Consider the following 23,005-nt stretch of genomic DNA (forward strand, 5'->3'; position numbering starts at 1 on the left):
TTGGAAAAACTGCTGAAAGAACTCGAAAGGATACGAGAGGAAGCAAAACCGCTCGTTGAACATCGGTTCGAAGAGTTCAAAAGATTGGGCGAAGAAGGAACAGAAGAGGATCTCTTCTGTGAACTCTCTTTCTGTGTTCTCACAGCCAACTGGAGTGCAGAAGGTGGAATTAGAGCGCAGAAAGAAATCGGAAAGGGCTTTGTGCATCTTCCGCTTGAGGAACTCGCGGAGAAACTGAGAGAGGTTGGACACAGGTATCCTCAAAAGAGAGCCGAGTTCATAGTAGAAAACAGAAAACTGCTGGGAAAGTTGAAGAACCTTGTGAAGGGTGATCCTTTTCAATCCAGAGAGTTTCTCGTAAGAAACGCAAAGGGAATCGGCTGGAAAGAGGCGAGCCACTTTCTCAGAAACACCGGTGTGGAAGACCTCGCTATTTTGGATAAACACGTTCTGAGACTCATGAAAAGACACGGCCTGATTCAGGAGATACCAAAAGGATGGAGTAAGAAAAGATATCTCTACGTGGAAGAGATCCTCAGAAAAGTCGCCGAAGCGTTTGGAGAATCTCCCGGGAAGTTCGATCTCTACCTGTGGTACCTTGTGAAGGGGAAGGTAGATAAATAGGGGGTGATGGAGTGCGAAAATACGTGTGGATAGTCGTTTTCATCGTGCTGGGAATCTACTTTCTCATCGGTGTGTATCAGGTAGGACCCTCCGAAGTCGCTCTTCTCAAGACTTTTGGAAGATTCACCTCGGTCGTTCCTTCAGGAATCCATTACCACCTGCCGTATCCGATTCAGTCTCATGTGACCGTCGACGTCACAACTGTGAGAAAGATCGAAATAGGATTCAGAAGCATTCAGCGAGGGGAGAGGATCTCTTACCAATCGGTTCCTCAAGAAGCCATAATGATCACAGGAGACAACAACCTCGTGAGTGTGGAAGCGGTGGTTCAGTACAGAGTGAAAGATCCCGTCGCTTACGCCTTCAACATCACAGAAGCGGATTCTATCGTGAGATTCACAACAGAATCTGTTCTTCGTGAGAAGGTGGCGATGAGAAGCATCGACGATGTTCTCACCACAGGAAGAGATGAAATAGGATTCGAAACTGCCCGGATGCTCCAGGAGATTCTCGATTCCTACAACTGCGGTATAAAGGTGGAAAACGTTTATCTCCAGGAAGTGGTCCCGCCAGATCCCGTTGTTGACGCCTTCGACGATGTGAACAACGCTCGTCAGGACAAAGAACGTCTCATAAACGAGGCAAGAAAATACGCCAACGACGTTGTTCCAAAAGCCCAGGGACAGGCACAAGAGATACTGAGACAGGCAGAGGCCTACGCTCAGGAAGTTTATCTGAAAGCGCTCGGCGAAGCGAAAAGATTCGAAGAGGTGCTGGAAGAATACTCAAAGGCTCCTGATATCACGAGAAAACGAATGCTCCTCGACGCTCTCCAATCTTTGCTTGAAAAATCCGAAAACAAGGTTTTCTTTGTGGGAAACGGTGATTCTCTGAACATCCTCAACATTTCCGACCTTTTGAAGGGGATGGGAAAATGAAAATCTGGATGCTTTCTCTTCTGATCATTCTGATCGTAGTGGGTGCGATCCTTTTGTTCTCTTCTTTCTACGTCCTGGATCAGACACAGCAGGCAGTGGTTTTGAGATTCGGAAAGATCGTCGCGGTGGAAACGGAACCCGGGCTTCATTTCAAACAGCCGTTCGTTGATAATGTGGTGAGGTTCGATAAAAGAATCCTCCTCTACGATATAGAACCAGAAAAGATCATAGCCGCCGACAAGAAAACACTCGTGATAGACACGTACGTTCTCTGGAGGATAAAAGATGCGGAAGCGTTCATAAAATCACTGAAGAGCGTGAAGCTCGCTCTTCCAAGAATCGACGATGTGGTTTACTCACACGTGAGAAACATCTTCGCAAAAGCAAACTTCGACGAGATCATCTCCGAGAAGAGAGAAGACCTTTTGAGGGAAGTCACGGCTCTTTCAAGAGAAGATCTGAAGGACTTCGGCATAGAAGTGGTCGATGTGAGGGTGAAGCACGCCGACCTTCCCGCTGAGAACGAAAAGGCCGTGTACGAAAGAATGAAAGCGGAAAGATACAGCATCGCTGCACAGATCAGGGCTGAAGGTGAGAAAGAGGCAAGAAAGATACGTGCGGAAGCCGACAAGACAGCGAAGGTTCTGATCGCGGAAGCTCAAAGCAAAGCGGAACAAATTAAAGGAACCGGAGAAGCAAGCGCGGTGAAGATCTACGCGGAGGTGTTTTCAAAAGACAAGGACTTCTACGAGTTCTGGAGAACGATGGAAGTTTACAGATCCATCGAAAAAGGAATTCTCATAATTGGAGACGAACTCGACGCACTGAAATACCTCAAAACGAAGAGAGGGAACCTCCCCTCACTTCATTTTTAAAAAGTTACTCACACCGAAGAGTATCCTGAAAATCCATATGTTGAATCTGTTCACCCTGTTCTTTTCGGGACCGTAACCAAAATTCTTCACTGGTCTGAGAAATTTGTACCTTCCAGCGTTGTGAACGATGGGAATGAGCTCACCATTTTCGAGATAAAACTTCGAATCCTCCACATAGAATTTTTCCCGGGCTGTTGAAGGAATGAAGTTGTACTTCGAAGGAAGTTCCACGTGGGGGTTTTTGTAAATCACGTAGTTTCCAACGACGGCATCTCCACCCCAGACGTTCATGTTTCTCAGACGTCTTTCCATTGTTCTTGCCAAATCGATGAAACCTTCCCTTGGCGCTATTATCACACCCACGTTGAAGAGCTTTTTGTTTGAAAGAAAAGACTTTATCTCCTTTCCATTCACAAGATCTTCTTCCTTCACCACGAGATCTATGGGTGGGCTCAACTGCTCAACAACCGCTCGAAAAGCGTCTCTGTGTTTCTCGAATAGATGCGAGATATCACTCTGGAAGATGATGTCTCCACCATCACAAAACAGGATCTGATCGTACTCAGGATGATTCTCAAGAAAGACAGCAAGATTGATGAAACGTGTGTTGTTTATGTGTCCAGAGCTTTCCACCGCCGGAAAGTTGATAACCTCTTCAGGAAGTCCTGTAAGACCGTAGTTTATGATGAGAACGTCCGTGTTGCTCAAATTCACATTCTCCTTCAGAGATCTGTACCAGTCGTTCACCAGAAAGTCTCTTATTTTGTCGTTACCTGCCGTTGCTATCAGATTCAAAGGCATCCCTCCTGAGTTTCTTTCTGAGATTTGCCATCTCTATTGCCACCATGGCTGCTTCAAAACCTTTGTTTCCACTCTTTGCTCCGGCTCTGTTCAGAGCCTGCTCAAGGGTGTCCGTGGTGAGAACGCCGAAAACAATCGGAATATCAGAGGTCATGTTGAACTGTGCCACTGCTTTACCTATCTCGTTCGCCACCACGTTGAAATGATACGTCTCTCCCCTTATCACAGCACCAAGAACGATTATAGCATCGTGCACGTTGAGTTCAAGGAGTTTCTTGAGCGTGTATATTGCTTCTATGCTTCCTGGAATTCTCACAACCGTTATGTCTTCGTCTGAGACACCGTGTCTTTTCAGCCCGTCAAGTGCCCCTTCGAGGAGTTTCGAAGTGACGAGGTCGTTGAATCTTGGAACGACTATGGCTATCTTCAAACCTTCTCCTCTGTAGTCTCCCTGAACAACCTTCATGAATTCACCTCCCTGAAGATTTCTTCGAGTTCGTGTCCGAGTTTTTTCATTTTTGTCGAAAGATAGAACCTGTTGTGAGGTGTTACTCTTCCGTACAGTCTCTTCGTTTCGACAACTTCGATCCCGTATTTTTCAAGACCAACCGTCTTTCTTTGGTTGTTGGTGAAGAGAAGAACCCTTTCGATGCCAAGGGCTTTCAAGATCTGCACCGCCGGTGCGTAATCCCTTTCGTCTTCAGAAAAACCAAGAACCCTGTTTGCTTCCACAGTGTCTAAACCTTCGTCCTGAAGGGAATAGGCTGCTATTTTGTTCGAAAGACCGATTCCTCTCCCCTCTTGTCTCAAGTAGATCAGGATACCCCCGTGAATTGACATGTATCTGAGAAAATTCGCCAGCTGTGAACCGCAGTCACACCTCAAAGAAGAAAGAACGTCTCCGGTCACGCACTCGGAGTGTATCCTCACCGCAACGGGTTCTTCGAGAGGTTCCTTAACGATCGCGAAATGCTCTTTGTCATCGAGGTGGTTTTCGAAAGAAACAACCCTGAAAACACCGAAATCCGTCGGGAGTGTCGCTTCGGCTTTTTTCTTTATGAGAAGCTTTCTCTTCACGAATTCACACCAGACATCTTCCATCTCCAGAACGGGCAGGGAAAACCTCTTCGAAATTTGTAAAACATAATCCAGATTGTGAGAATTTCCCTTCTCATCCAGAATTTCCACGATCACCGCATAACGACTGAAACCTGCGAGTTCAGAAATTTCCAAAGATGCCTCCGTGTGTCCTTTTCGTCTCTGGAAACCGATTCCTCCGATCACTGTGACGTGGCCTGGGTACCTGAACTCATAGAAATATCTGCCCTCTGCCAGTTTTCTGCACGTTTCTGCCCTTTCTGACGCCGAAATCCCGGTGCCAGTGCCCCAGTCCACCGGGACAAAATAGTTCGCTCCGTAGTTCGAGGAAAGTTTTACGAACCCTCTTTTCAAAAGATCTTCTTCGTCGGCTGTAACACAGAAGAGTCCCTTCCCGTATGTGACGAAAAAATTCACAACGTCTTCGGTGATCAATTGAGCGGGAAAAACAAAATCCGCTTCGTTCTCTCTGTTTCTGTCGATCAAAACGACAGGTTTTCCTCCCTCAAAAGTCTCTCTCAGTTCTTCCACTGTCTATCACCCCTTTCAAGTAGCGAGCGATGATATCGATCTCGTAGTTAACGAGATCTCCGGGCACCAGGTACTGGAGGTTTGTGTTCTCGAATGTGTGTGGGATCACCTGAACACTGAACGTATCCAGAGAAGTTTCAACGACGGTGAGGCTGATACCGTTCAACGCGATAGAACCTTTTGGAACGATTGCCCATCTTTCCATCGGCATCGAAAAGAACATGAAATAGCTGTTTCCACGCCTTTCCATTCCGACAAACCTGACGGTGCCGTCCACATGACCCGTTACCAGGTGTCCATCAACCCTGCTGCCAAGAGTCAGAGATTTCTCAAGATTGTAAAAACGGGAGACGAAAAGATTGGTTTTCCTCCTCGTCTCTTCACCCACATCGAACCAGTATTCTTCCTCCGAAACCCCCGAGACCGTCAGACACACACCGTTCACCGCTATACTCTCTCCCAGATTCACTTTCCACGTTCTTTTGAAGAAGATCCTCTCTCCTCTGATGTATCCTCTTTCCACCTTTTGAACTATTCCCGTGAACACGGTCTCATCTCCACTAAGAACTCCGAGTCGGAAAACTCCACGTTCACCACTTTGAACTTCGGAGGAGTTGAAACATCAGACAAATAACCAGAAAAGACATCAAGCCCTTTCCCAAAGATTTTCGTCGAATAAAACCCAAAAACCACGTCTGCGTGATCCAAAAATTCGCTGAACACTTTCGATCCACCCTCCACCAAGACAGAATCGATACCCCTTTCGTACAGATTTCTCAATATACTCTCCACGGAACAATCGCTCAGAACCTTTTCTACGTGTGGTGGATATTCCGATTCTTCATTTTCTGTGAAAACGATCACTCGAGCGTTTTCTTCGAACACTCTGAACGCTTTTCCACTCAAAGCGCCCCTTCTGTCGAGAATCACCCTCACGGGATTTCTCCCTTCTTTCAACCTACAAGTTAGCTGGGGATTGTCCTTCAAAACCGTTCCAGCACCGACGAGAACAGCCGAGTAGATGCTTCTCATCTCGTGAACCTTGAATCTGAGCCTGTTCGTGATCCATTTGGAATCTCCTCTGTGATCAGCTATTTTCCCATCCAAAGTGGACGCGTACTTCAACGCGATGAACGGTCTCTTCTTTGTCACGTAAGTGATGAAGAACTCACACAGCTTTTTCACTTCTTCCTCCAAAACACCTTCTATCAATTCGATCCTATGATTTTTGAGCTTCTCCACTCCATTTCCTGAAATTGGATTTGGATCCCTTGTTCCGATCACAACGGTTTTTATTCCACTTTCTATGATCAGATCCGTGCATGGAGGTGTCTTTCCGTGATGATCACAGGGTTCAAGGGTAACTATGAGAGTCGCTCCTCGCAAATCTTCTCCATTTCTCTTTGCATTCTCTATCGCTACCCTTTCAGCGTGTGGACCACCAAAATAGGGGTGAAAACCCTCCGCGATTATTCTGCCGTCTCTCACAACGACCGCACCAACTGGTGGGTTGGGGTTCACCCTTCCAAGTCCTTTCTTTGCAAGCTCTATCGCTCTTTTCATGAAAACTTCATACATACAACATCCTCCCTGTGTAAAAGAAAAGGGACCCTCTCGGGTCCCATATAATCTCCACATTACGCTCTCTCCCATCCGGACTTTCACCGTCGGCCCCGGAATTCCACCGGGTCAACCCTCATGAGAGGGCTCGCGGGCTTTCACCGCCGGTCGGGAATTCCACCCTGCCCCGAGAGCGTTTCTTCTGTATTCAGTTTTCTCCATTCTATCAAGGATTTATTTCCAGAAGATAACAGATCCTTTAATATTCATCCGCTGACCACTCTGTTTTTCCCGCGCTGTTTTGCCAGGTAGAGGTTATCGTCTGCTTCCTTGAGAAGATCATCTATAGTCTCATGGTCTTTCATTTCACAAACGCCGATACTCACGGTTACATTCAAACCGTTTTCAAAGGTTTCTCCCTCGATCTTTGTTCTGATTCTCTCCGCGAGGCTCATTGCTTCGTTCAAAGTCGTTTCAGGACAGAGGATCAAAAACTCTTCTCCACCCCACCTCGCAACCACATCGGAAGCTCTAAGAGAGGAAACAAGAAGCCGAGCAACTCTTTTGAGCACATCATCCCCAACCAAGTGTCCATACGTGTCGTTTACCTTTTTAAAATCATCGATATCGATCATAAGAAGTGAAAAAGGTCTTCTATGTCTTTTCCAGAGATGGAACTCCTTTTCAAGTTCTTCGTCCATTTTTCGACGATTGAAAAGCCCCGTTAATTCATCGGTGACCGATAACTTCTCAAGCTTTTCATTCAGATTCCTCAGCTGCTGATTCTTCTTGTAGAGCTCCCTCTCTGTCAAGCTGTATATCTCCTTGGACACAGTTCCTATCTCGTTGTCAGGATAAGAAGATACATCCGGGGTTCTTCCCACCATTATCTTTTCCACATCTTCTTTTAGAGAATTCAAAGGTTTAAGAACTTTCCCGTTGAACCAGTTGTTTATGAAAACTGTTGTCAAGGAAATGATGCCCGTAAAGAAAATAGAGACAATCCCCACATTGATGAGAATGGGCCTAAGCAACTCACTTTTATCCACGGAAGTAACGACGATCCATTCGAGTTCTGGGATACGAGAGTAGTAAGCCATCTTCTTCTCGCCGTTTATTTCGTATTCGATTTCTCCAGATAAACCCGTTATGGGAAGATTTCTCCCAATGACATCGGATATTTTCATGGTCAGAAGTGATTCGTCTGGATGGATGATTATCGTCTGATCGTCCCTTAAAACGTACGTTGTCACAGTTTCATAGTTATTAAAAGAACGGGGAAAATTTCTCAAAAGTCTCTCCAGAAGTGTCTCAACAGATATCACACCGGTCACGTTTCCTTCATCGTCTGTGAGTACCTTGCTCACGGAAAACAAAAGCTCTTTTGTTTTGAACTCTTTGTAGGGAATCCCACCGGTGGGTCTAGGTCTGGACTCGAGAGCGGCTCTGTACCAGGGTCTTACTCTTGGATCGTATCCTTCCGCGGGTTCGTAATCGTTGATCAGAAGAAATCCGTTCTCGTATCCCGAGTACAGGTAGTATATATCTCTGTCTGCCTCCTGGAAGATTCTGTAGATTTCAAGCACTTTCCGCCTTTCTTCATCAGTTAAGTAAGGTGCATACCGTACTTCAGGAATGCGGCTCAAAACATCAACGACAACATAGAACTTTCTGAGATATCCGTTTATGAAAGACGTCACGGTATTGTTCACGTTCCTTATGAAAGCGCGGGCAGCTTTCATTCCAGAAAGGTAGAGCTGAAAGATGCTCAGAACACCTATCACAACAAACACAACAATAACAGTTATAGTTATTCTCCAGAAAAGTTCTTTTTTAAGAGAACTCATCTTTTCCCCCACTATCTTCTTTTGATACACTTAATAATAATATTACCACAACAGTGAACTACCATGACTTATAGAAGACATGGCTTCCCACTTCAACCTGTGATAGCTCGTAGACCCCTTTCGGGTCCCACCGCCAGAGCACGATCCACGGACATGAACTCGGAGATTCCCACCCTACTGAAGCATCAAGCCATACCTGGCCAAATTCTTAGCAGCGTTTACACCTCTATCATGATGCACTCTGCATACAGGACATATCCATTCTCTGACACTAAGGTCTTTGACTTCTTTGTTTATGTACCCACACTCACTGCACATCTGACTTGAGGGATAGTATCTGCTTGCTTTTATCACTTCAATTTCACAGCGCTTTGCTTTGTACTCGAGAAGTTCTATGTAGCTGTATTTTGGATTGTCTTCTTTGATGTAGAACTGAATGTGTTGTGGTACACAAAAAGTTTGGCAGAAGAATTTCTTTTTCTTGAACTTTGGATAGCTAGCTTGCTTTTCGAAGAATTTTTTGAACATACGATCTAACGACTGCTGAAGTGCTTGAGAGCTTGCTTTGTTGAACCATGGATACTTGTTGAGTTTCACTAAAACAGATGCCCATTTGTTGTGGTATGTAGGACGTTTCATCACTCTGTAAATGATAGTGACTAAAAATACGAAATTTGTAATGCTTATCCTTCCCTTTAAGAACCTCTAAAGACGCTCCACCTAGAGTCAAAAGGCAATAGCTCTCAGACCAAAAAGCAGATTTCCACAATTTGTCTTTCGTTTATGAACTTCGATAGCTGTGAACTCGATCGTGCAGAAAACAAAACATGAATGTGATCTTTGTCGTGATTCCATTTTAGATGTCATTGTCTATTACTTTTGCTTGATATTTTGATAATTCAATTTGAAGACTGAATAGCTGTTTGACTCAAGAATCACGTTCCCGCCTCGCTTTAGTATATTAACTACATCACAAGCGCAAGTTTTACAAATTTCATCTCCACCTTATAAAAGGTGGTGTCTTATTTCGTAATTTTACCGATAAAAAAAGGGCCTCTCAGGCCCCTTTCAGATCCTTTCATCTTTTCAGATAATGTTTTCTCATCTCTTCGTTTTCTGGAAGTGCGAGGATCTCTTCGATCACCTTTTCCACCTGATCATCGTTCTTTGTTCTCGGATCTCTGTAGAGAAGCTCTTTTATGATCCTTATGTCTCCCGTGAGGAACGCCTCCAGTGCCATCTCCATCCTCATGATTCTGGGTCTCAGGTAGTACTTCACCACGCGATCTGGAAGCGGTGGTTCGATCTTTTCTGGATGGATTCCGTTTTTGTCCACAAGGGCTGGGACTTCAACAACCACGTCATCGTCTACTCCATGGATGATACCCCTATTTGGTATGTTCACCACGAATCTTGCCTTATTATCGTTCAACAGTGCATCGATGAATGGAACGTGCTGCTCTCCGCTCTTTCTTTCTGGATCGAGAATTTTCTCCACTTCGAGCACAAACTGTTTTTCTGAGAGGTCTTTCCCCAGAACACTTCCAAGGTCGGAGAGCCTCACGGACGGATTTTCTTTGATGAACTTTGCCACCTTCTTTGTGATTTCAGTGACCTTTCCAAGTGTATCCTGGTACCATTTCCAACCTATTTCAGAATCTGCTCCTCCCCAGGGTTCACCGTACCATTTCTTCTTGGTTTCGAGATCCCTGTGGTACCTCCACGAAGAGTTTCTCACGGTGTCACCGATGGGCATCACACCGTAGAATCTGTACATGTCTATCGCAGTGGGAGAGAGTTGGTCGTTGAAGGGGTTCGCTGGTTTCCAATCTTTTGATTTTTCCTCGATCCATTTGTCAAGGAGAGGATACGCGTTCTCCCCGTTGTATCTAAATCTATTCAGCCAGATACCGTGGTTCACTCCTACAACCTGCCAGTCCACTTTTTCTTCTTCCAGTCCCAATTTCTCAATGATTTCCATCACTCCATAGTGTCCATGGCAGAATCCCACTGCCTTTATGGGAACCGTTCTTGTCACAAGCGTCGTTCCCTCGAAAACAGGATTTGCTGCTTGCAAGTACCACGCCTTTGGAGAGAGCTTCTCTATCTTCTTTGCTATGTCAACGAAGTACTTGAGCTGGTTGTAGTTGGAGAAGGTGTAGTAGTCAGAGACCATGTTGAACTCCTGAGCGTCTATTCCTCTGTAGTAGCCGTATTTTTCACTGATCTGCCTGACCTTCTCCAAGTAGGTGTGCCCTCCCACCATGGCCGTGTTTATCACAAAATCCGCGTCAACGATGACGTCATCTAAACTCGTGGTTTTTTCAAATTTCAGATCCGCTCCCACTTCTTCAACGTATTTTTTCGCGATGGTTAGAACGGCGTCGAGTCTCTCTTCATCGATGTCCATGAGGGTGACTGTGCTCCCGGAAAGACCGGGGGTTTTACACAGATCACTCACAAGCCTCAGGGAAAACACCGCACTTCCCGCACCGATGATACCGATCTTCACAGATGGCATGAAAACACCTCCCTGTAGTTCGTATCCACCAGTTACAACTATATACTTTCAGAACGATTTTTCTATGAATTCAAACGTTTCTTAAAAGATTAAAAGGCTAGCCGGAAGCCAGCCAGAATCTTCAAGGATTTTTTTCAAACTCTCTTGTACAGTCTGTACTTACCCACTCTCAGATCCTCGGGCTTGAGAATTCTGAAGGATCTCGCCGGAAGAGGAAGCTTCACAACCCCACCGTCAACGTAGAATCTTTCTCCACTGAACACATCAACAAGGGGAGTGGTGTTCATGATTTTCCCGTCGGGAATGGAAAGAACCAGCACTTTCTCTTCTCCTGAATTCACCACCACAATGGTGTTTTGAAGGGGGTGAGGAGTCCTTCTGAGAAACGCGAGAGGTGAATCGTTCAGCAAAACAAACTCTCCAAAGCGCAAACCTGGATCCGTCCTTCTCAGCTTGATTATCTTCTTGTAGAACTCGAACAGATCAACATCCCATTTCTCCCTGTTCCATTCCATGGTGGCGCGACACTCTGGATCTTCTCCACCTGTGAGACCTATCTCTGTTCCATAATAAACAAGTGGAACACCGGGATAGGTGAACTGAAGAACTACAGCGAGCTTTCTCAGGTCTCTGTCGGGAACCATTGTGGCAAGTCTAGGAGTGTCATGACTGTCGAGCATATTCCAGCATCCGAATATGTTCTTTGTTTCCCTGTAAGCCCTTTCCAGGTGAAAACCTATGGAATCCGTTTCGCCATTCACATAGCTCAGTACGAGGTTTCTGAAGTTGTAATTCATCAGACCATCAACTATATCCCATCCTGCAGGATAAGTCCATATCTCACTCACAAGGTACTTTTCCGCTGAGAGTTCTTTCACTTTCATGTTGATCCACAGATTGACGGTAGGTCCAAGATCGTGGCCACAATCCAACCTCCAACCGTCTATCCCCAGTTTCAGGTAGTGCTCGACAACTTTCAAGATGTATTCCTTCACTTCCTCAACTTCCACGTTCAGTTCAGGAAGGCTTCCAACGTCGAACCATGATCTGTGCCTATCTTTATAAAGAAAAAACCTGTTCACGTACTCTAGATCGTTTCTCTTCGCTTTTTTGAACCACGGATGCTGACTCCCAACGTGGTTGAACACGCCATCGAGTATGAGCTTCATATTCCTCTCATGGAAAACCCTCAAAAGATGGAGAAAAGCCCTCTTCCCACCGAACTGCGGATCTATTTTGAAATAATCGATCGTGTCGTATTTGTGATTGGTATCAGACAAAAAGATAGGAGTGAGGTACAGAACGTTGATTTCGAGTTCTTCAAGATAATCGACTTTCTCGGCTATTCCCCACAGATCTCCTCCGTAGAAGACCTTCACATGCTGAGCACCAGGAAGTTTGCGGGGAGGAACTCCCCATTTCTCTATGATTCCTCCCCGCTTCAGGTACAAATCCTTTTTGTCTTCCACCGTTTTTCCTTTTCCGATGAAGAATCTATCCGGAAAGATCTGATAAACGACGCTGTCGTAAACCCAGGATGGCGTCGGATACATCATCCTTTCACCGATCCTTTCGTGAGACCACCCACTATGTACTTCTGGAGAGACAGGAAAAGTATCACCATTGGTGTCATACCGAGAAGAGCAGCAGCCGTGAAGAGTCCCCATTCTGTTTCATAAGCACCCGTTGAGAACGTCCAGAGGCCGAGGGCGTAGGTGTAGTTTTTCACGTCTTGAAGGATGATCCTTGCAAGGACGAACTCGTTGAACGTCCCGATGAAGGTGAGTATCAATATGACCGTGAGGATCGGAAGTGCGAGTGGAACGACTATCTTGTAGAAGGTCTGGAATCTGGTCGCACCGTCGATCATGGCGGCCTCTTCGAGAGACGAAGGAATGGTGTCGTAGAATCCCTTTATGAGGTACATGTTGTAAGCTATGTTGCCGAGATAAGCAAATATCAATCCTCCGAGAGAATCCAATCCTAGGAACGGAAGGAACTGACCGATGAGCTTCAAAAGACCGTATATCGCAACCATGTACATAATAGCAGGGAACATCTGAATGAGAAGAAGAGCCATGATTCCGTACTGCCTTCCCCAGAATCTCATTCTGCTGAACGGATATGCCGCCAAGGCACAAACAGCCGTGGTAATGAGTGAAACAAGGCCTGCGACGATCACCGAGTTCATGACCCATCTGAGGAAATAATGCTTCGTCTTCTGCTCCCATATCTGCGCGAGTCTGTAGAGATCTCCATCGATCTTTTTGAGATCGGACTTCAATTCCTTCAAAGGAATGGTGTCTATCAGAGTTCCCGCCTTTCTCGAAGCCACCGCTGTGTTAGTGAGGACCTCTTGAACGAAGTTCATCTTCACAAGGTCGTACAGCATTTCAAGGTGCTCAGAGGAGACATAAAGTCCTTTGAAGGAAAGATCAACAAGATTCGAATAACTTCCTTTGAAGTCATCGAGGATATTTTGAGCGTTTTCAACGATTTCCACAGCGTTTTTGTAGCCCGTTTCTACCCTTTTGTTCAGATCTCTGTAGTCTTCTATCCAAGAGAGCTTCGCTGCCAGTTTTCTTATCTTTCCAATGAAATCGTCTCCTCCGTACTCCGATACATAGTTACTCACAAAGTCCTTGAGAGTCTTGTATATCGAGAGAAGCTTTATCTGCGCAGCGCTGTTGAAAGATTTCATATCTTCGAGAGAATCAATTCTGCTTTGGATCTGATAGCTGAAGATCTTGAGATCCAGATATATCTTCGCTGAAGAAATTTCTTTTTCTTTCTCAGAGAGGGAGGATTTCACTCTGTTCATACTATTCTCCAGACCATCGAGTTTTGCTGTTAGTACCACGATTTCGTTTTCTATACTTTTCAAATCCTTTATCTTCTGAACGAAATCGTCAATTCCGTCGCTCACTTTCTCTACGATTCCTTCAACAATAGGAACCGTTTCTTCAAAGGATTGAACGAAGCTTCCATAGAGGGCTTTTTTGGAAATATCACCGTCTTTGCTTATCACATTCTCTATCTCTTCTAAAGAACTCTTCATGGCAAAGATCTTTTCTGAGAGATCCGAAAGATCAGAAAAAGCAGAAATTTTGTTGTAGAGAGTGTTGAGTTCAGACAGGAGTTTTTTGAGCGAAGATTTCAATTCTGAGTCTTCATAAGGAAATGTAGCTTCCACTTTGCTGCTCCTGATACTGTGCACCATTTCCTTGAGTTTGAGGAGAACCTCGCTCACGGGATCGATATCGGGCTTCAAAACCTCGAGTACTTTTTGTTTTTCCAGGATTTCTTTCTCAAGGATTTCCTTCTGTTTCTCAAGAGTAGCTATTTCTCTCTGAAGAGTTTCAATTTCATCGTTAAGTTTTTCGATCTCTTTCATGAACGTTCCTACTTCTCTCTCATAAACCAGTCCAAGTTCAGAAAGGGCATCATTCAGAACATCCTGATTCTCAACGCTGTAACCCACTACTTTTTCTATTTCGACCTTCATAGCCTGAAATTCAGCACTTCTAAAGTTTTTGCCTTTCAATTTTTCATAGAGTGCAACAGCGATCCTCTGTGAATCAGGCAATGGGATTTTCTCCATCTGTTCTTGAGTCAATTTCTTTGCCTCTTCCAGAACATCTTTCGTGTAAGACAAAACATCGGAAAAATTCTGAGAAAGAGTCTTTTCTATTTTCGAATTTCTCGCATTGACATCTTCCAAAAGTTTCTTCGTTTCGGCGAGGTAATTTTCGAATCTTCTAATTCGATCTTCAACGAGACGATCCGTTTTCTCTCTGGAAACGTTATCAAAAGGTTCTACCCTGGAAACAAGACTCTGCATCTCCTGTATGAGCACGGGAAGATTCTTCTCAGGCGCCACCAGATCTTTGTAGTGCTGAAGGGTGAGACGAGACGAGAAGAGTTTCGGGGAAAAAGCCGCCTCATCTCTTCTGAAAGAAGTAGAAACAACCCAAACGATGGGAAAGAGAACCACAACAACAAGAAGTGTTAGAAGAACATATGTGAGCCATCTATTCTTTTTCCTCACCATCATTCGCTCACCTCTTCAAACGCCCCAGAGAGTTTGAAGTTCACAAAGCTGATTCCTCCAACGAGGAAGAATATGATGATGGATATAGCGCTGGCAAAACCGAAGTCCTGTCCTCTTCCTCCTTCGAACGCAAGTTTGTAAACGTAGGAGATCAGAATGTCTGTATGACCAACGGGAGTCGTGGTTCCGGCCATCGCAGGACCTCCACCGGTGAGCAGATATATGTTCACGAAGTTGTTGAAGTTGAAAGCGAAACTTCCGACCAATAATGGAGCCACAGTGGTCATCAGAAGCGGAAACGTGATAGTCCAGAATCTCCTCCACTTTCCAGCTCCATCGATCGCAGCAGCTTCGTAGAGCTCCTCTGGAATGCTCTGCAAAGCTCCGAGTGAGACGGCCATCATGTACGGAAATCCCAGCCAGGTATTGACGGTGAGAACGGCGACCTTTGCCCAGAACGAATCGTTGAACCACTTCACCGGATCCAACCCCAAGAACGGAAGAACGAATCGGTTGAGAATCCCATAAGTCTCGTTGAACATCCCGTTTCTCCAGACAAGAACGGAAATGAAAGCCGGCACGGCCCATGGAATAATGAGTAACGTCCTGTACACGTTCTTTCCCTTCAACGTCCTATCGTTTAAAACAAGAGCGAGGGAAAGTCCTATTGCAAAAGTGAAAAGAACACTGAGAGCAGCCCAGGTGAACGTCCAGGTGAAAACCTTGAAAAAGGGACCTGCAATCTTCGGATCAGTAAATATCCTGGAGAAATTCTTGAAACCAATGTACTCCATGTATCCAATCACAAAAAATTCCCTTCCATTTTCATCGTAATCGTAGAAAGAACCTTCCTTCTCAACGAGATACCTTCCAGTGAGATTGTTCTTCACCACAAGTTTCATTTTTATCTTTCCGTTTTCGATGGACTCTTCGAAAGCCAGAGAATAAAGCCTCTTCACCGGATAAAAATTCCACTCACCGTTTTCACCTATTCTAAACATGTAACTTTGATCCTCGAGCCAAAACTCTGCCCTGTTGAGATACTTCTGAACCACGTTCACTTTGAAGAAAGGCTCGTACCTCTTCAGAGAAACCTTTCCTGGTGAGAAAAGCGGTTTGTAAACCTTACCGTCTGAATAAACAGCGTTCACCTCTTTTATAGAAACGGGCCAGGGGACTATTTCATAAACCTTTCCATTCACTTCGACAGTTCCATCCTTCACGGGAAAGAGGGTTGACTCTCTCAAAAGGACCTCTTTCCCACTCCTTTTTGTGACAACGGGATGCTCCGCTATGTAGATGTTTCCATCTTTCTCGAAAAGAACAACAAAATCCACGGTAGGATTCAAACCGTCGAAAACGGAGAAAACCATGTATTCAACAGGTTCAGCGTTCTCTGGAACATAAGTGTAATTCGGATCGAAAAGGATTCTCTCGATGGCTTCTTGTTTTGTCATGAGGTGTCCTGTTCCATAATTGGTGAACGCAACCTTCACCGTAAAGTATATGGGATAGAGAACAAGCATGAAAAGTAGTATCAAAGCAGGAATGGTGTATCTGTAAGGGTAAGCCTTCGGATTGAAAATGAAGTAATCTATGAGTACGAGAAGTGTGAGAAGGACAATTCCGAGTTCATAATACGAATTTTGAAGCAGGAAAATCCCTGCCCAGACCATTCCTGCGTTGAATACAGCAAGAAACAATACCAGAAAGATTTTGAGAAGCCTTTTCACAGCAACCAGACCTCCCTGAATTTTTAAAAGAGGGGGGAAAGCCCCCCTCTTATTCGACTAATGATAACAATTCGAATTATTTCTCTATCTGTGCCTTGATCTTCTCCACAGCCTCTTTAAGAGCCTCTTCGACACTGGCCTGACCGTTGATAATGATGCTGAGAGCGTCTCCCATGGCAGACCAGACAGGAGCCATTTCCGGCACGTTTGGCATCGGTGTTCCCATGGAAGCACTCTGAGTGAACGCCACAACATCAGGATTGTCTTTGACGAGTTCGAGAACATCTTTTCTCGCAGGAAGCCTTGGATCTGCGAGGTATATCTTGTACATGGTTTCTTTTCTCGCTATGAAGTTCGTGAGAAATTCCATTGCAATCACTTTATTTGGAGACTTGACGTTGATCATGAATCCCTGAACACCAACGAATGGTTTGGCGGGAACTCCTGGTTCGAGCTCGGGAATAGGAGCAACTCCGTAGTTTATACCCGCGTCTTTGTAAGATTTTATAGCCCACGGTCCGTTGATGATCATAGCTGCGAGACCTTCTTTAAACATGGAATCCATAGTTCCGTAGTTGTCACCCGGGGTGAGAACGTCTTCATCGATCATTCTCTTTATGAGTTTCGCTCCTTTGATTGCTCCTTCGTTTGCAAGTCCAATATCCGACACGTCGAGTCCCTGGGGTGTTTCCTTGAAGACGTATCCTCCGTAACCCAGGATGAACGGCGCAGAGAAGTAGAAGTTAGCAACATCGTAGATGAAACCTCTGACTTCTCCTCCGTACTCCTCATCTATCTGTTTTGCTTTTTCTATGAGCTCGTCCATGGTCTTAGGAACAGAATCAACGTAGTCCTTGTTGTAGATGAGAGCAACCGCTTCCATGGCGTACGGTACTCCGTAGAGTTTCCCTCCGTAAGAGAAAGCCTTGAGAGCTGTGTCGTAGAAATTCTTTAAGTCAGAGAAGTTGGGAATGGGTTCGATCAAACCGTTAACGGCGAGTTCTCCTATCCAGTCGTGCGCTCCAACAATGATGTCTGCGCCCTGTCCCTGCGGAGCCGCCGTTAGGAATTTGGATTTGATGCTTCCAAAATCGACGTACTGAACTTCGACGGGAATTCCGTACTTAGCCTTGAATTCTTCCCCGAGTTTCTGGAGAATGTCAACCTGCTTTTCAGAACACCAGATAGTGAGCTTTGTCTGAGCTAACATTAGAGCAGAAACCACAACAAGCATTAAAACGAGCAGTCTCTTCACCATGGACACCTCCTTTAGATTACAAAGAGTTTCAAAGAGTTTACTGTCAGAAAATTCACAAAATGTTTCACTAAGGATTTTAACACCGATTTTTCGTGGTGTCAATCTGGATTCGAACTGGAGATTTTCAATTACTCATCAAATATTCCATTCAGAGATGTCGAAGTTCCGTTAACCCTATTGACACGTTATGAATTGAGTGTTAATATAAACAGACGGATTTGTGTTAATTTATTGATCATGGAATGTTTTGAAAAGAGGAGGAAAGGTTGTGAAAAAGTCCTTTTTATTGATTGTTCTGGCTTTTTTATTCTTTGTCACCTCCTGCTTTCAAACGTCCGTGAGTCAATCTTCAGTTTCGAGTGATCCACATTCAAATAGCACAAACACAGGTGATTCAACCTCCGTTTCTAGTAACGTTGAAGAAGCAAAATACCCCGTTGTCTACGAAATATTCATTCGCTCTTTTTACGACAGCGACGGAGACGGAGTAGGAGACATAAACGGTGTTTCTCAGAAGGTTGACTACCTTAGGGAACTTGGTGTTGAGGCTGTGTGGTTCATGCCATTCAACGAGGCCGTTTCATATCACGGATACGACATAACAGACTATTACAACGTTGAGAAAGACTTCGGCACCATGGAAGATCTCGAAAACATGATCCAGGTGCTTCATGAGAACGGGATGAAGGTAATAATGGATCTCGTGATCAACCACACATCTGACCAGCATCCCTGGTTCAAAGACGCCGTGGAAAACACGACAAGCTCTCCGTACTGGGACTACTACATAATGAGTTTTGAAGATCATTCTGGTCAGGATCACTGGCACTGGAAGATCAATTCAAAAGGTCAAAAAGTCTGGTATTTCGGACTTTTTGGCTACTCAATGCCGGATCTGAACCACGACAGCCAGAAAGTGAGAGAAGAAGTGAAGAAAATCGTTGATTTCTGGATTTCTAAAGGTGTTGATGGATTCAGAATAGACGCTGCAAAACATATATACGGCTGGTCCTGGGACGATGGGATACAGGAGTCAGCCGAATATTTTGAATGGTTCAGAGATTATGTGCTTTCCAAAAAAACCGATGCCATACTCGTGGGAGAGGTGTTCAGTGGAAGCACATACGATCTTTCTCTATATCCAATTCCTGTTTTCAATTTCGCCCTCATGTACAGTATAAGGAACAACCCAGAAGGGCAGGATGGAATAATAGAAAACAATTGGGTCGAAGGTTCTTTCTCGTTTCTTGAGAATCACGATCTCAACAGGTTTTTCTCCCACCTTCAAGAACATTACAACAGATTTTCCGAGTCCGACTACGAGTTTATCAAAAAACGTGTTACTCTCTGGTATTTCCTGTTGTTCACACTGAAAGGATCTCCAGTTATCTACTACGGTGGTGAAATTGGAACGAGAGGTTTCAAATGGCATGGCCCTGTCTATGACGAGCCGGTGAGAGAACCGATGCAGTGGTACGCAAGCGGCACAGGAGAGGGCCAAACTTTCTGGACGAAGGAAGTCTACAAAAACGCGGGAATAACCTTTGGGAACGCCAATGTTGACGGCTGCATCTATGACGATCCTTACGACGGCTTCTCCGTCGAAGAACAGGAAAACGATCCGAAGAGTCTTTTGAATTTTATCAGATTCATTCTCAATTTCAGAAAGGATCACGATGCCATTTTAAATGGAGATCAAACGATCTTCAGAGACTGGAAAAATCTCATAGCGTTCTACAGAGAATCCCCCAATGAAAAACTGCTGGTGGTCTTGAATTCGGATCCCGTCTGGCAGAACAGCTTCATCTTCGAAGAAAACATGACAATGATTCTCGAGGTGGATTTTGAAAACTTCATTTTGAACGAGTCAAACGTGTCTTTTTCAGCGGGTGAATCCTTCACTGTGGATCCCATGAAAGCGTACATCTTCAAAAAGTAAGGAGGTATGAAAATGAAAAAACTCTTCCTGGTCTTAGCGGTCCTATCTCTTGTTCTTTACGGATGTCTGAGAACACCACCTGTCGTCAAAGATATGGTCACCACTGATGGTTCTCTCAGTGACTGGAGAAGTAAGGTCAAGGAAGACGCGACGGATGATTCCAAATGGGGAACTGACAACGAGCTTTTGAAGGCAGGCTTGCTCTTCGACGGTGCAAACACCTACATCGCCGGTGAATATGTGATAGGAGGCGACGGAAATATCAATGTCTTTCTCGCTCTGATCGACCTTGTTGGCGTGACCGGTGCCCAGACAGTCTCCTACACGGGTTTGAACGATAGAAACAGAGAATTCACAAATCCCAACGGTGACATAGATCTCATCGTTGAAGTAAATCAGAAAAACGATTACAAAGTCTGGAGAGTGTCTCAGGATGGAAAACTCACAGACATCACCAATCAGGTAACCGCCCAGTTTGGAACTGGATCCACAATTGTAGAACTCAAGATCCCGGTCTCCGATCAGGTCAATCAGGTGAAAGCCGTCTTCGCCATTAGCGGTGGAGCAGATAACGGAAAGCAGTGGGTAGGAGACTTCTATCCAAATCAGCCTGACCACGATTCGACAACAAATGGTGGCATCACAAAGCCAGCGTCTGTTGCAAATTTCGTTGTGTGTGACAGCCAGGGCAATGTGACAGAAGAGATAAATCAAACAGAACCAACAACACCAAGTGAATCAGAAGAGCCCTCTGAACCGGAGCAACCCGCTGAAACAGGTGTAATTGTTGTGGACGGCGATCTGAGTGACCTTGGAACACCCGTGGCGACGAGCACGAAATCTGTTGCAACGAATTTCGAAGGTAAAAATGGAGCAGACCTGTACCAGTTCTACGTGACATACGACGCGACGTATCTCTACATAGGATTCGATACTCAAAACTCTGCATCTTGGGGTGTTGCCTACGGAATAGGAATCGACACAAAACCTGGTGGTTACTACACAGGAGACAGTGACGCGTGGGAAAGAAAGATAAACTTCGACGCAGGTTACGCTGTGGATTATGAGATCTACTTCTGGTGGGATGATGGTTCTGGGCTAGGTTCTAACAACTTCTGTGCATGGAACGGTTCAGGATGGAATTATGAATCAATAGCTGATGTTGGAGGAACGTTCGCTTACACCGGTGACACTACAAATGGACTTCAAACGATGGAAATAGTGATTCCATGGTCTGCAATTGGAGGAAAACAGGACGTGGCTCTGATTGTCTGGGTGACAGGAGGCAGTGGTTCAGCTGTAGACAGTATTCCTGATGATTTTGCGGTCAGTGACAACTCAGGTGATGAATGGAGTGACTCTGATACATTCACTAGTCTCTATGTTCTCAACGTGAACTGAGGGGGTGAGTATCTTGAAGAAGTTGATCCTTTCTCTTTTATTGATCATGATTCTCTCTGGATGTATGACGCTGCTCAACATAAAACTACCGGATGGTGTTTATGTGGTTGGAAATTTCTCAAATGGTGTGCCGAATCCAGAGTACAAAATGGCGCTTCAGGGTGACTTCTACACCCTGGAGCTCCCTTCTTCTGCTTTGAACTTTGAAAACGACATTGCCTGGTATCAGGTTGTGGTTGTTGAAAACGGAAAACCGGTGAAGAACACTTCCGGGATTCCTCTTTGGAAACAGCTCGTTGGAACCACCGTCACTGTTTATGCAACACCGAACCTGATGGAAAACGACACAGCAAAAGGAGTGGGAGACTCTGAAAAAGAAACGCCTCCCTGGTACTGTGCGGGAGATTTCAATAACTGGCAGCACGAAGAGATGACCTATCAGGATGGAAAATTCGTTTTGAACACAGGCTACTCCGTCTCCTACGGTGAAACGATAAAATACAAAATCGCAAGAAACACCGACTGGACTCCTTACGAGGAGCAGTTCGATGGAACCAGCTACAACGCTAGAGAAAATCAGGACGCTGTCTTCACCGCGGACAAAGATGGTACTCTCATCATAGAATTCGATCCAAAAACGAGCACACTTCAAGCCTATGTGAAGTGAGGTGAGGAATATGAAAAAACTCGCTGTTTCGATAATGTGTCTTCTGATGTTTTCTTACGTATTCCCCTTTTTACCGACGGGCTCTCTAAAGGTTGATTACTCCTACGATCTGGAAAACCAGAGCGGATCCAGCTACACCGAGCTGTACCTTTCGGGGAACAGCCTTTCTGGTGAGTTCACGACCAAGGATTTGAAACTCGACTCTGGATACATATCTCTCGATACAGATCTGGTGGATCTCAAAGCCTATTACAACAGGGTCTTTGGATCCACGGGTGACTGGTTCGGAATCTACAGCTTCGACGATTCCAGAAACGGACTTGAAATCGAGCTTTTCGGTTTCAGAGGTGTGACCACGGGGGATGTTTCATATCTTCAGTACCGAGGAAATCTTTCGAATTTCTATTTCAGTGCGATGCTTGGGAAACGCTCCACAGTGAAGGACATGTACTTCGATTTCAACTGGGAGCCAGGCCTCAGGTATTTTGGAGAATTCGGTGTGAGCTATGAGAACGAGGAAAAGATAGGATCAAACAATTTCTTCTACATGTTCGGAGTTTCAACTGTGGACTGGAAACACGGAGTGAAACTCACCGGAGTAGGTTCGGAGACACACCTAGACTACTGTGATTACGTGAACGACAACGATCTCGAAGGTGAGATATTCGCGAATCTCTGGACGACATTCGACAACTTCAAACTCTGGTTCGATTACAAATTCACATCGAAGACTCCCAAATACGGTGTTGAGTACTCTTCGGGTGATATTTGGTTCAAGGTTTGGAAAGAAGGAACAAAATTCGACTCTGACATTCTCAACTGGGATGACTTCGGAATGGAAGTTGGGAAAAACTTCTCGTTTATTGGTTTCAACGGAAAGATCTCCTACAAGTTTGGCAAACCTGCCCACGATTCCACAAGTGCGATGGGTGAGGTTTTCTATGCAGAATTATGGAGAAACTTCGGCAGTGTCAACTTCTTTGCCAAGTGGCAGTATCTGAACACTCTCTACACAGAAGCGTACACAGTTTACTACGAGCTGAAGTTCACGGATGAAAAGTCCGAGTTCAAACTCTCTCTTGGCGATGGCAACTTCTCCAGCCAGACAAACTTCGTCAAGAAAATCTCTCTTGAATATTCGACGTGGTGGTAAGGAGGTGT

General features: G+C 45.1%; 19 protein-coding genes, 1 pseudogene and 1 riboswitch. Of the genes and pseudogenes, 7 read left to right on the forward strand and 13 right to left on the reverse strand.

Translation table 11 applies throughout. From position 1 onward, the window contains the following. The 3 genes from AS158_RS03585 to AS158_RS03595 are packed head-to-tail and all read left to right on the forward strand — an operon-like array spanning window position 1 to window position 2,437. Complete coding sequence (locus AS158_RS03585) at window positions 1–624, forward strand: N-glycosylase/DNA lyase (RefSeq protein WP_008194378.1); 624 nt, start codon at window positions 1–3, stop codon at window positions 622–624. 11 nt (window positions 625–635) lie between these two features. Next, window positions 636–1,562: an FtsH protease activity modulator HflK gene (gene hflK / locus AS158_RS03590; RefSeq protein WP_008194376.1), complete on the forward strand. Its 927-nt coding sequence runs from the start codon at window positions 636–638 to the stop codon at window positions 1,560–1,562. Beyond that, a complete protein-coding gene (locus AS158_RS03595; protein WP_038052228.1) occupies window positions 1,559–2,437 on the forward strand; it encodes a protease modulator HflC in 879 nt (292 codons plus the stop codon). The genes hflK and AS158_RS03595 overlap by 4 nt, the downstream gene beginning before the upstream one ends. On the opposite strand, the gene AS158_RS03600 is transcribed toward AS158_RS03595, so the two are convergent. The 13 genes and pseudogenes from AS158_RS03600 to malE form a co-directional block, all read right to left on the reverse strand. Further along, window positions 2,423–3,238: a glycosyltransferase gene (locus AS158_RS03600; protein ID WP_241241238.1), complete on the reverse strand. Its 816-nt coding sequence runs from the start codon at window positions 3,236–3,238 to the stop codon at window positions 2,423–2,425. The genes AS158_RS03595 and AS158_RS03600 overlap by 15 nt on opposite strands. Next, on the reverse strand, window positions 3,207–3,704 hold the full coding sequence (ribH, locus tag AS158_RS03605) for a 6,7-dimethyl-8-ribityllumazine synthase (protein ID WP_165304494.1): 498 nt from the start codon (window positions 3,702–3,704) through the stop codon (window positions 3,207–3,209). Before ribH ends, AS158_RS03600 begins: the two co-directional genes overlap by 32 nt. After that, the gene (locus AS158_RS03610; protein WP_165304495.1) at window positions 3,701–4,867 is read right to left on the reverse strand and encodes a bifunctional 3,4-dihydroxy-2-butanone-4-phosphate synthase/GTP cyclohydrolase II; all 1,167 of its coding nucleotides are present in this window, start codon (window positions 4,865–4,867) and stop codon (window positions 3,701–3,703) included. The genes ribH and AS158_RS03610 overlap by 4 nt, the downstream gene beginning before the upstream one ends. Continuing rightward, window positions 4,842–5,414, reverse strand: coding sequence for a riboflavin synthase (locus AS158_RS03615; RefSeq protein ID WP_165304496.1), 573 nt, complete (start codon window positions 5,412–5,414; stop codon window positions 4,842–4,844). The genes AS158_RS03610 and AS158_RS03615 overlap by 26 nt, the downstream gene beginning before the upstream one ends. Continuing rightward, window positions 5,399–6,445: a bifunctional diaminohydroxyphosphoribosylaminopyrimidine deaminase/5-amino-6-(5-phosphoribosylamino)uracil reductase RibD gene (ribD, locus tag AS158_RS03620; RefSeq protein WP_165304497.1), complete on the reverse strand. Its 1,047-nt coding sequence runs from the start codon at window positions 6,443–6,445 to the stop codon at window positions 5,399–5,401. The genes AS158_RS03615 and ribD overlap by 16 nt, the downstream gene beginning before the upstream one ends. A 59-nt stretch (window positions 6,446–6,504) precedes the next feature. Then, a riboswitch (FMN riboswitch) is annotated at window positions 6,505–6,626 on the reverse strand. 67 nt (window positions 6,627–6,693) lie between these two features. Then, window positions 6,694–8,274 (reverse strand): sensor domain-containing diguanylate cyclase, encoded by a 1,581-nt coding sequence (locus AS158_RS09300; RefSeq protein ID WP_165304498.1) that lies wholly within the window; start codon window positions 8,272–8,274, stop codon window positions 6,694–6,696. A 174-nt stretch (window positions 8,275–8,448) separates the two neighbouring features. Beyond that, window positions 8,449–8,913: a transposase gene (locus AS158_RS03630; RefSeq protein ID WP_241241239.1), complete on the reverse strand. Its 465-nt coding sequence runs from the start codon at window positions 8,911–8,913 to the stop codon at window positions 8,449–8,451. 55 nt (window positions 8,914–8,968) lie between these two features. Then, a pseudogene (locus tag AS158_RS03635) lies at window positions 8,969–9,213 on the reverse strand (IS200/IS605 family transposase); the annotation flags it as partial. 139 nt (window positions 9,214–9,352) lie between these two features. Then, complete coding sequence (gene aglA, locus AS158_RS03640; RefSeq protein WP_165304499.1) at window positions 9,353–10,795, reverse strand: alpha-glucosidase AglA; 1,443 nt, start codon at window positions 10,793–10,795, stop codon at window positions 9,353–9,355. Window positions 10,796–10,929: 134 nt separating this feature from the next. Further along, complete coding sequence (aglB, locus tag AS158_RS03645) at window positions 10,930–12,351, reverse strand: cyclomaltodextrinase (RefSeq protein WP_165304500.1); 1,422 nt, start codon at window positions 12,349–12,351, stop codon at window positions 10,930–10,932. Then, window positions 12,348–14,849, reverse strand: coding sequence for an ABC transporter permease subunit (locus tag AS158_RS03650; RefSeq protein WP_165304501.1), 2,502 nt, complete (start codon window positions 14,847–14,849; stop codon window positions 12,348–12,350). Before AS158_RS03650 ends, aglB begins: the two co-directional genes overlap by 4 nt. Then, window positions 14,846–16,579: a DUF4896 domain-containing protein gene (locus AS158_RS03655; RefSeq protein WP_165304502.1), complete on the reverse strand. Its 1,734-nt coding sequence runs from the start codon at window positions 16,577–16,579 to the stop codon at window positions 14,846–14,848. Before AS158_RS03655 ends, AS158_RS03650 begins: the two co-directional genes overlap by 4 nt. Before the next feature lie 76 nt (window positions 16,580–16,655). Further along, complete coding sequence (gene malE, locus AS158_RS03660; protein ID WP_165304503.1) at window positions 16,656–17,834, reverse strand: maltose/maltodextrin ABC transporter substrate-binding protein MalE; 1,179 nt, start codon at window positions 17,832–17,834, stop codon at window positions 16,656–16,658. A gap of 271 nt (window positions 17,835–18,105) precedes the next feature. Here malE and AS158_RS03665 point away from each other — a divergent pair, with 271 nt between their 5' ends. The 4 genes from AS158_RS03665 to AS158_RS03680 are packed head-to-tail and all read left to right on the forward strand — an operon-like array spanning window position 18,106 to window position 22,997. After that, entirely contained in the window at window positions 18,106–19,776 is a 1,671-nt protein-coding gene (locus AS158_RS03665; RefSeq protein ID WP_165304504.1) for an alpha-amylase family glycosyl hydrolase, read from the forward strand. A 12-nt stretch (window positions 19,777–19,788) separates the two neighbouring features. After that, window positions 19,789–21,177 (forward strand): hypothetical protein, encoded by a 1,389-nt coding sequence (locus AS158_RS03670; protein WP_165304505.1) that lies wholly within the window; start codon window positions 19,789–19,791, stop codon window positions 21,175–21,177. Window positions 21,178–21,190: 13 nt separating this feature from the next. Beyond that, window positions 21,191–21,844 carry a hypothetical protein gene (locus AS158_RS03675; RefSeq protein ID WP_165304506.1) on the forward strand — a complete coding sequence of 218 codons (654 nt, stop codon included), beginning with the start codon at window positions 21,191–21,193 and terminating at the stop codon, window positions 21,842–21,844. Between the two features lie 10 nt (window positions 21,845–21,854). Then, complete coding sequence (locus AS158_RS03680) at window positions 21,855–22,997, forward strand: hypothetical protein (protein WP_165304507.1); 1,143 nt, start codon at window positions 21,855–21,857, stop codon at window positions 22,995–22,997. The last annotated feature ends 8 nt before the right edge of the window (window positions 22,998–23,005 follow it).

The organism is Thermotoga sp. 38H-to (assembly GCF_011057665.1).
In the GTDB taxonomy this organism is placed as follows: Bacteria; Thermotogota; Thermotogae; order Thermotogales; family Thermotogaceae; genus Thermotoga.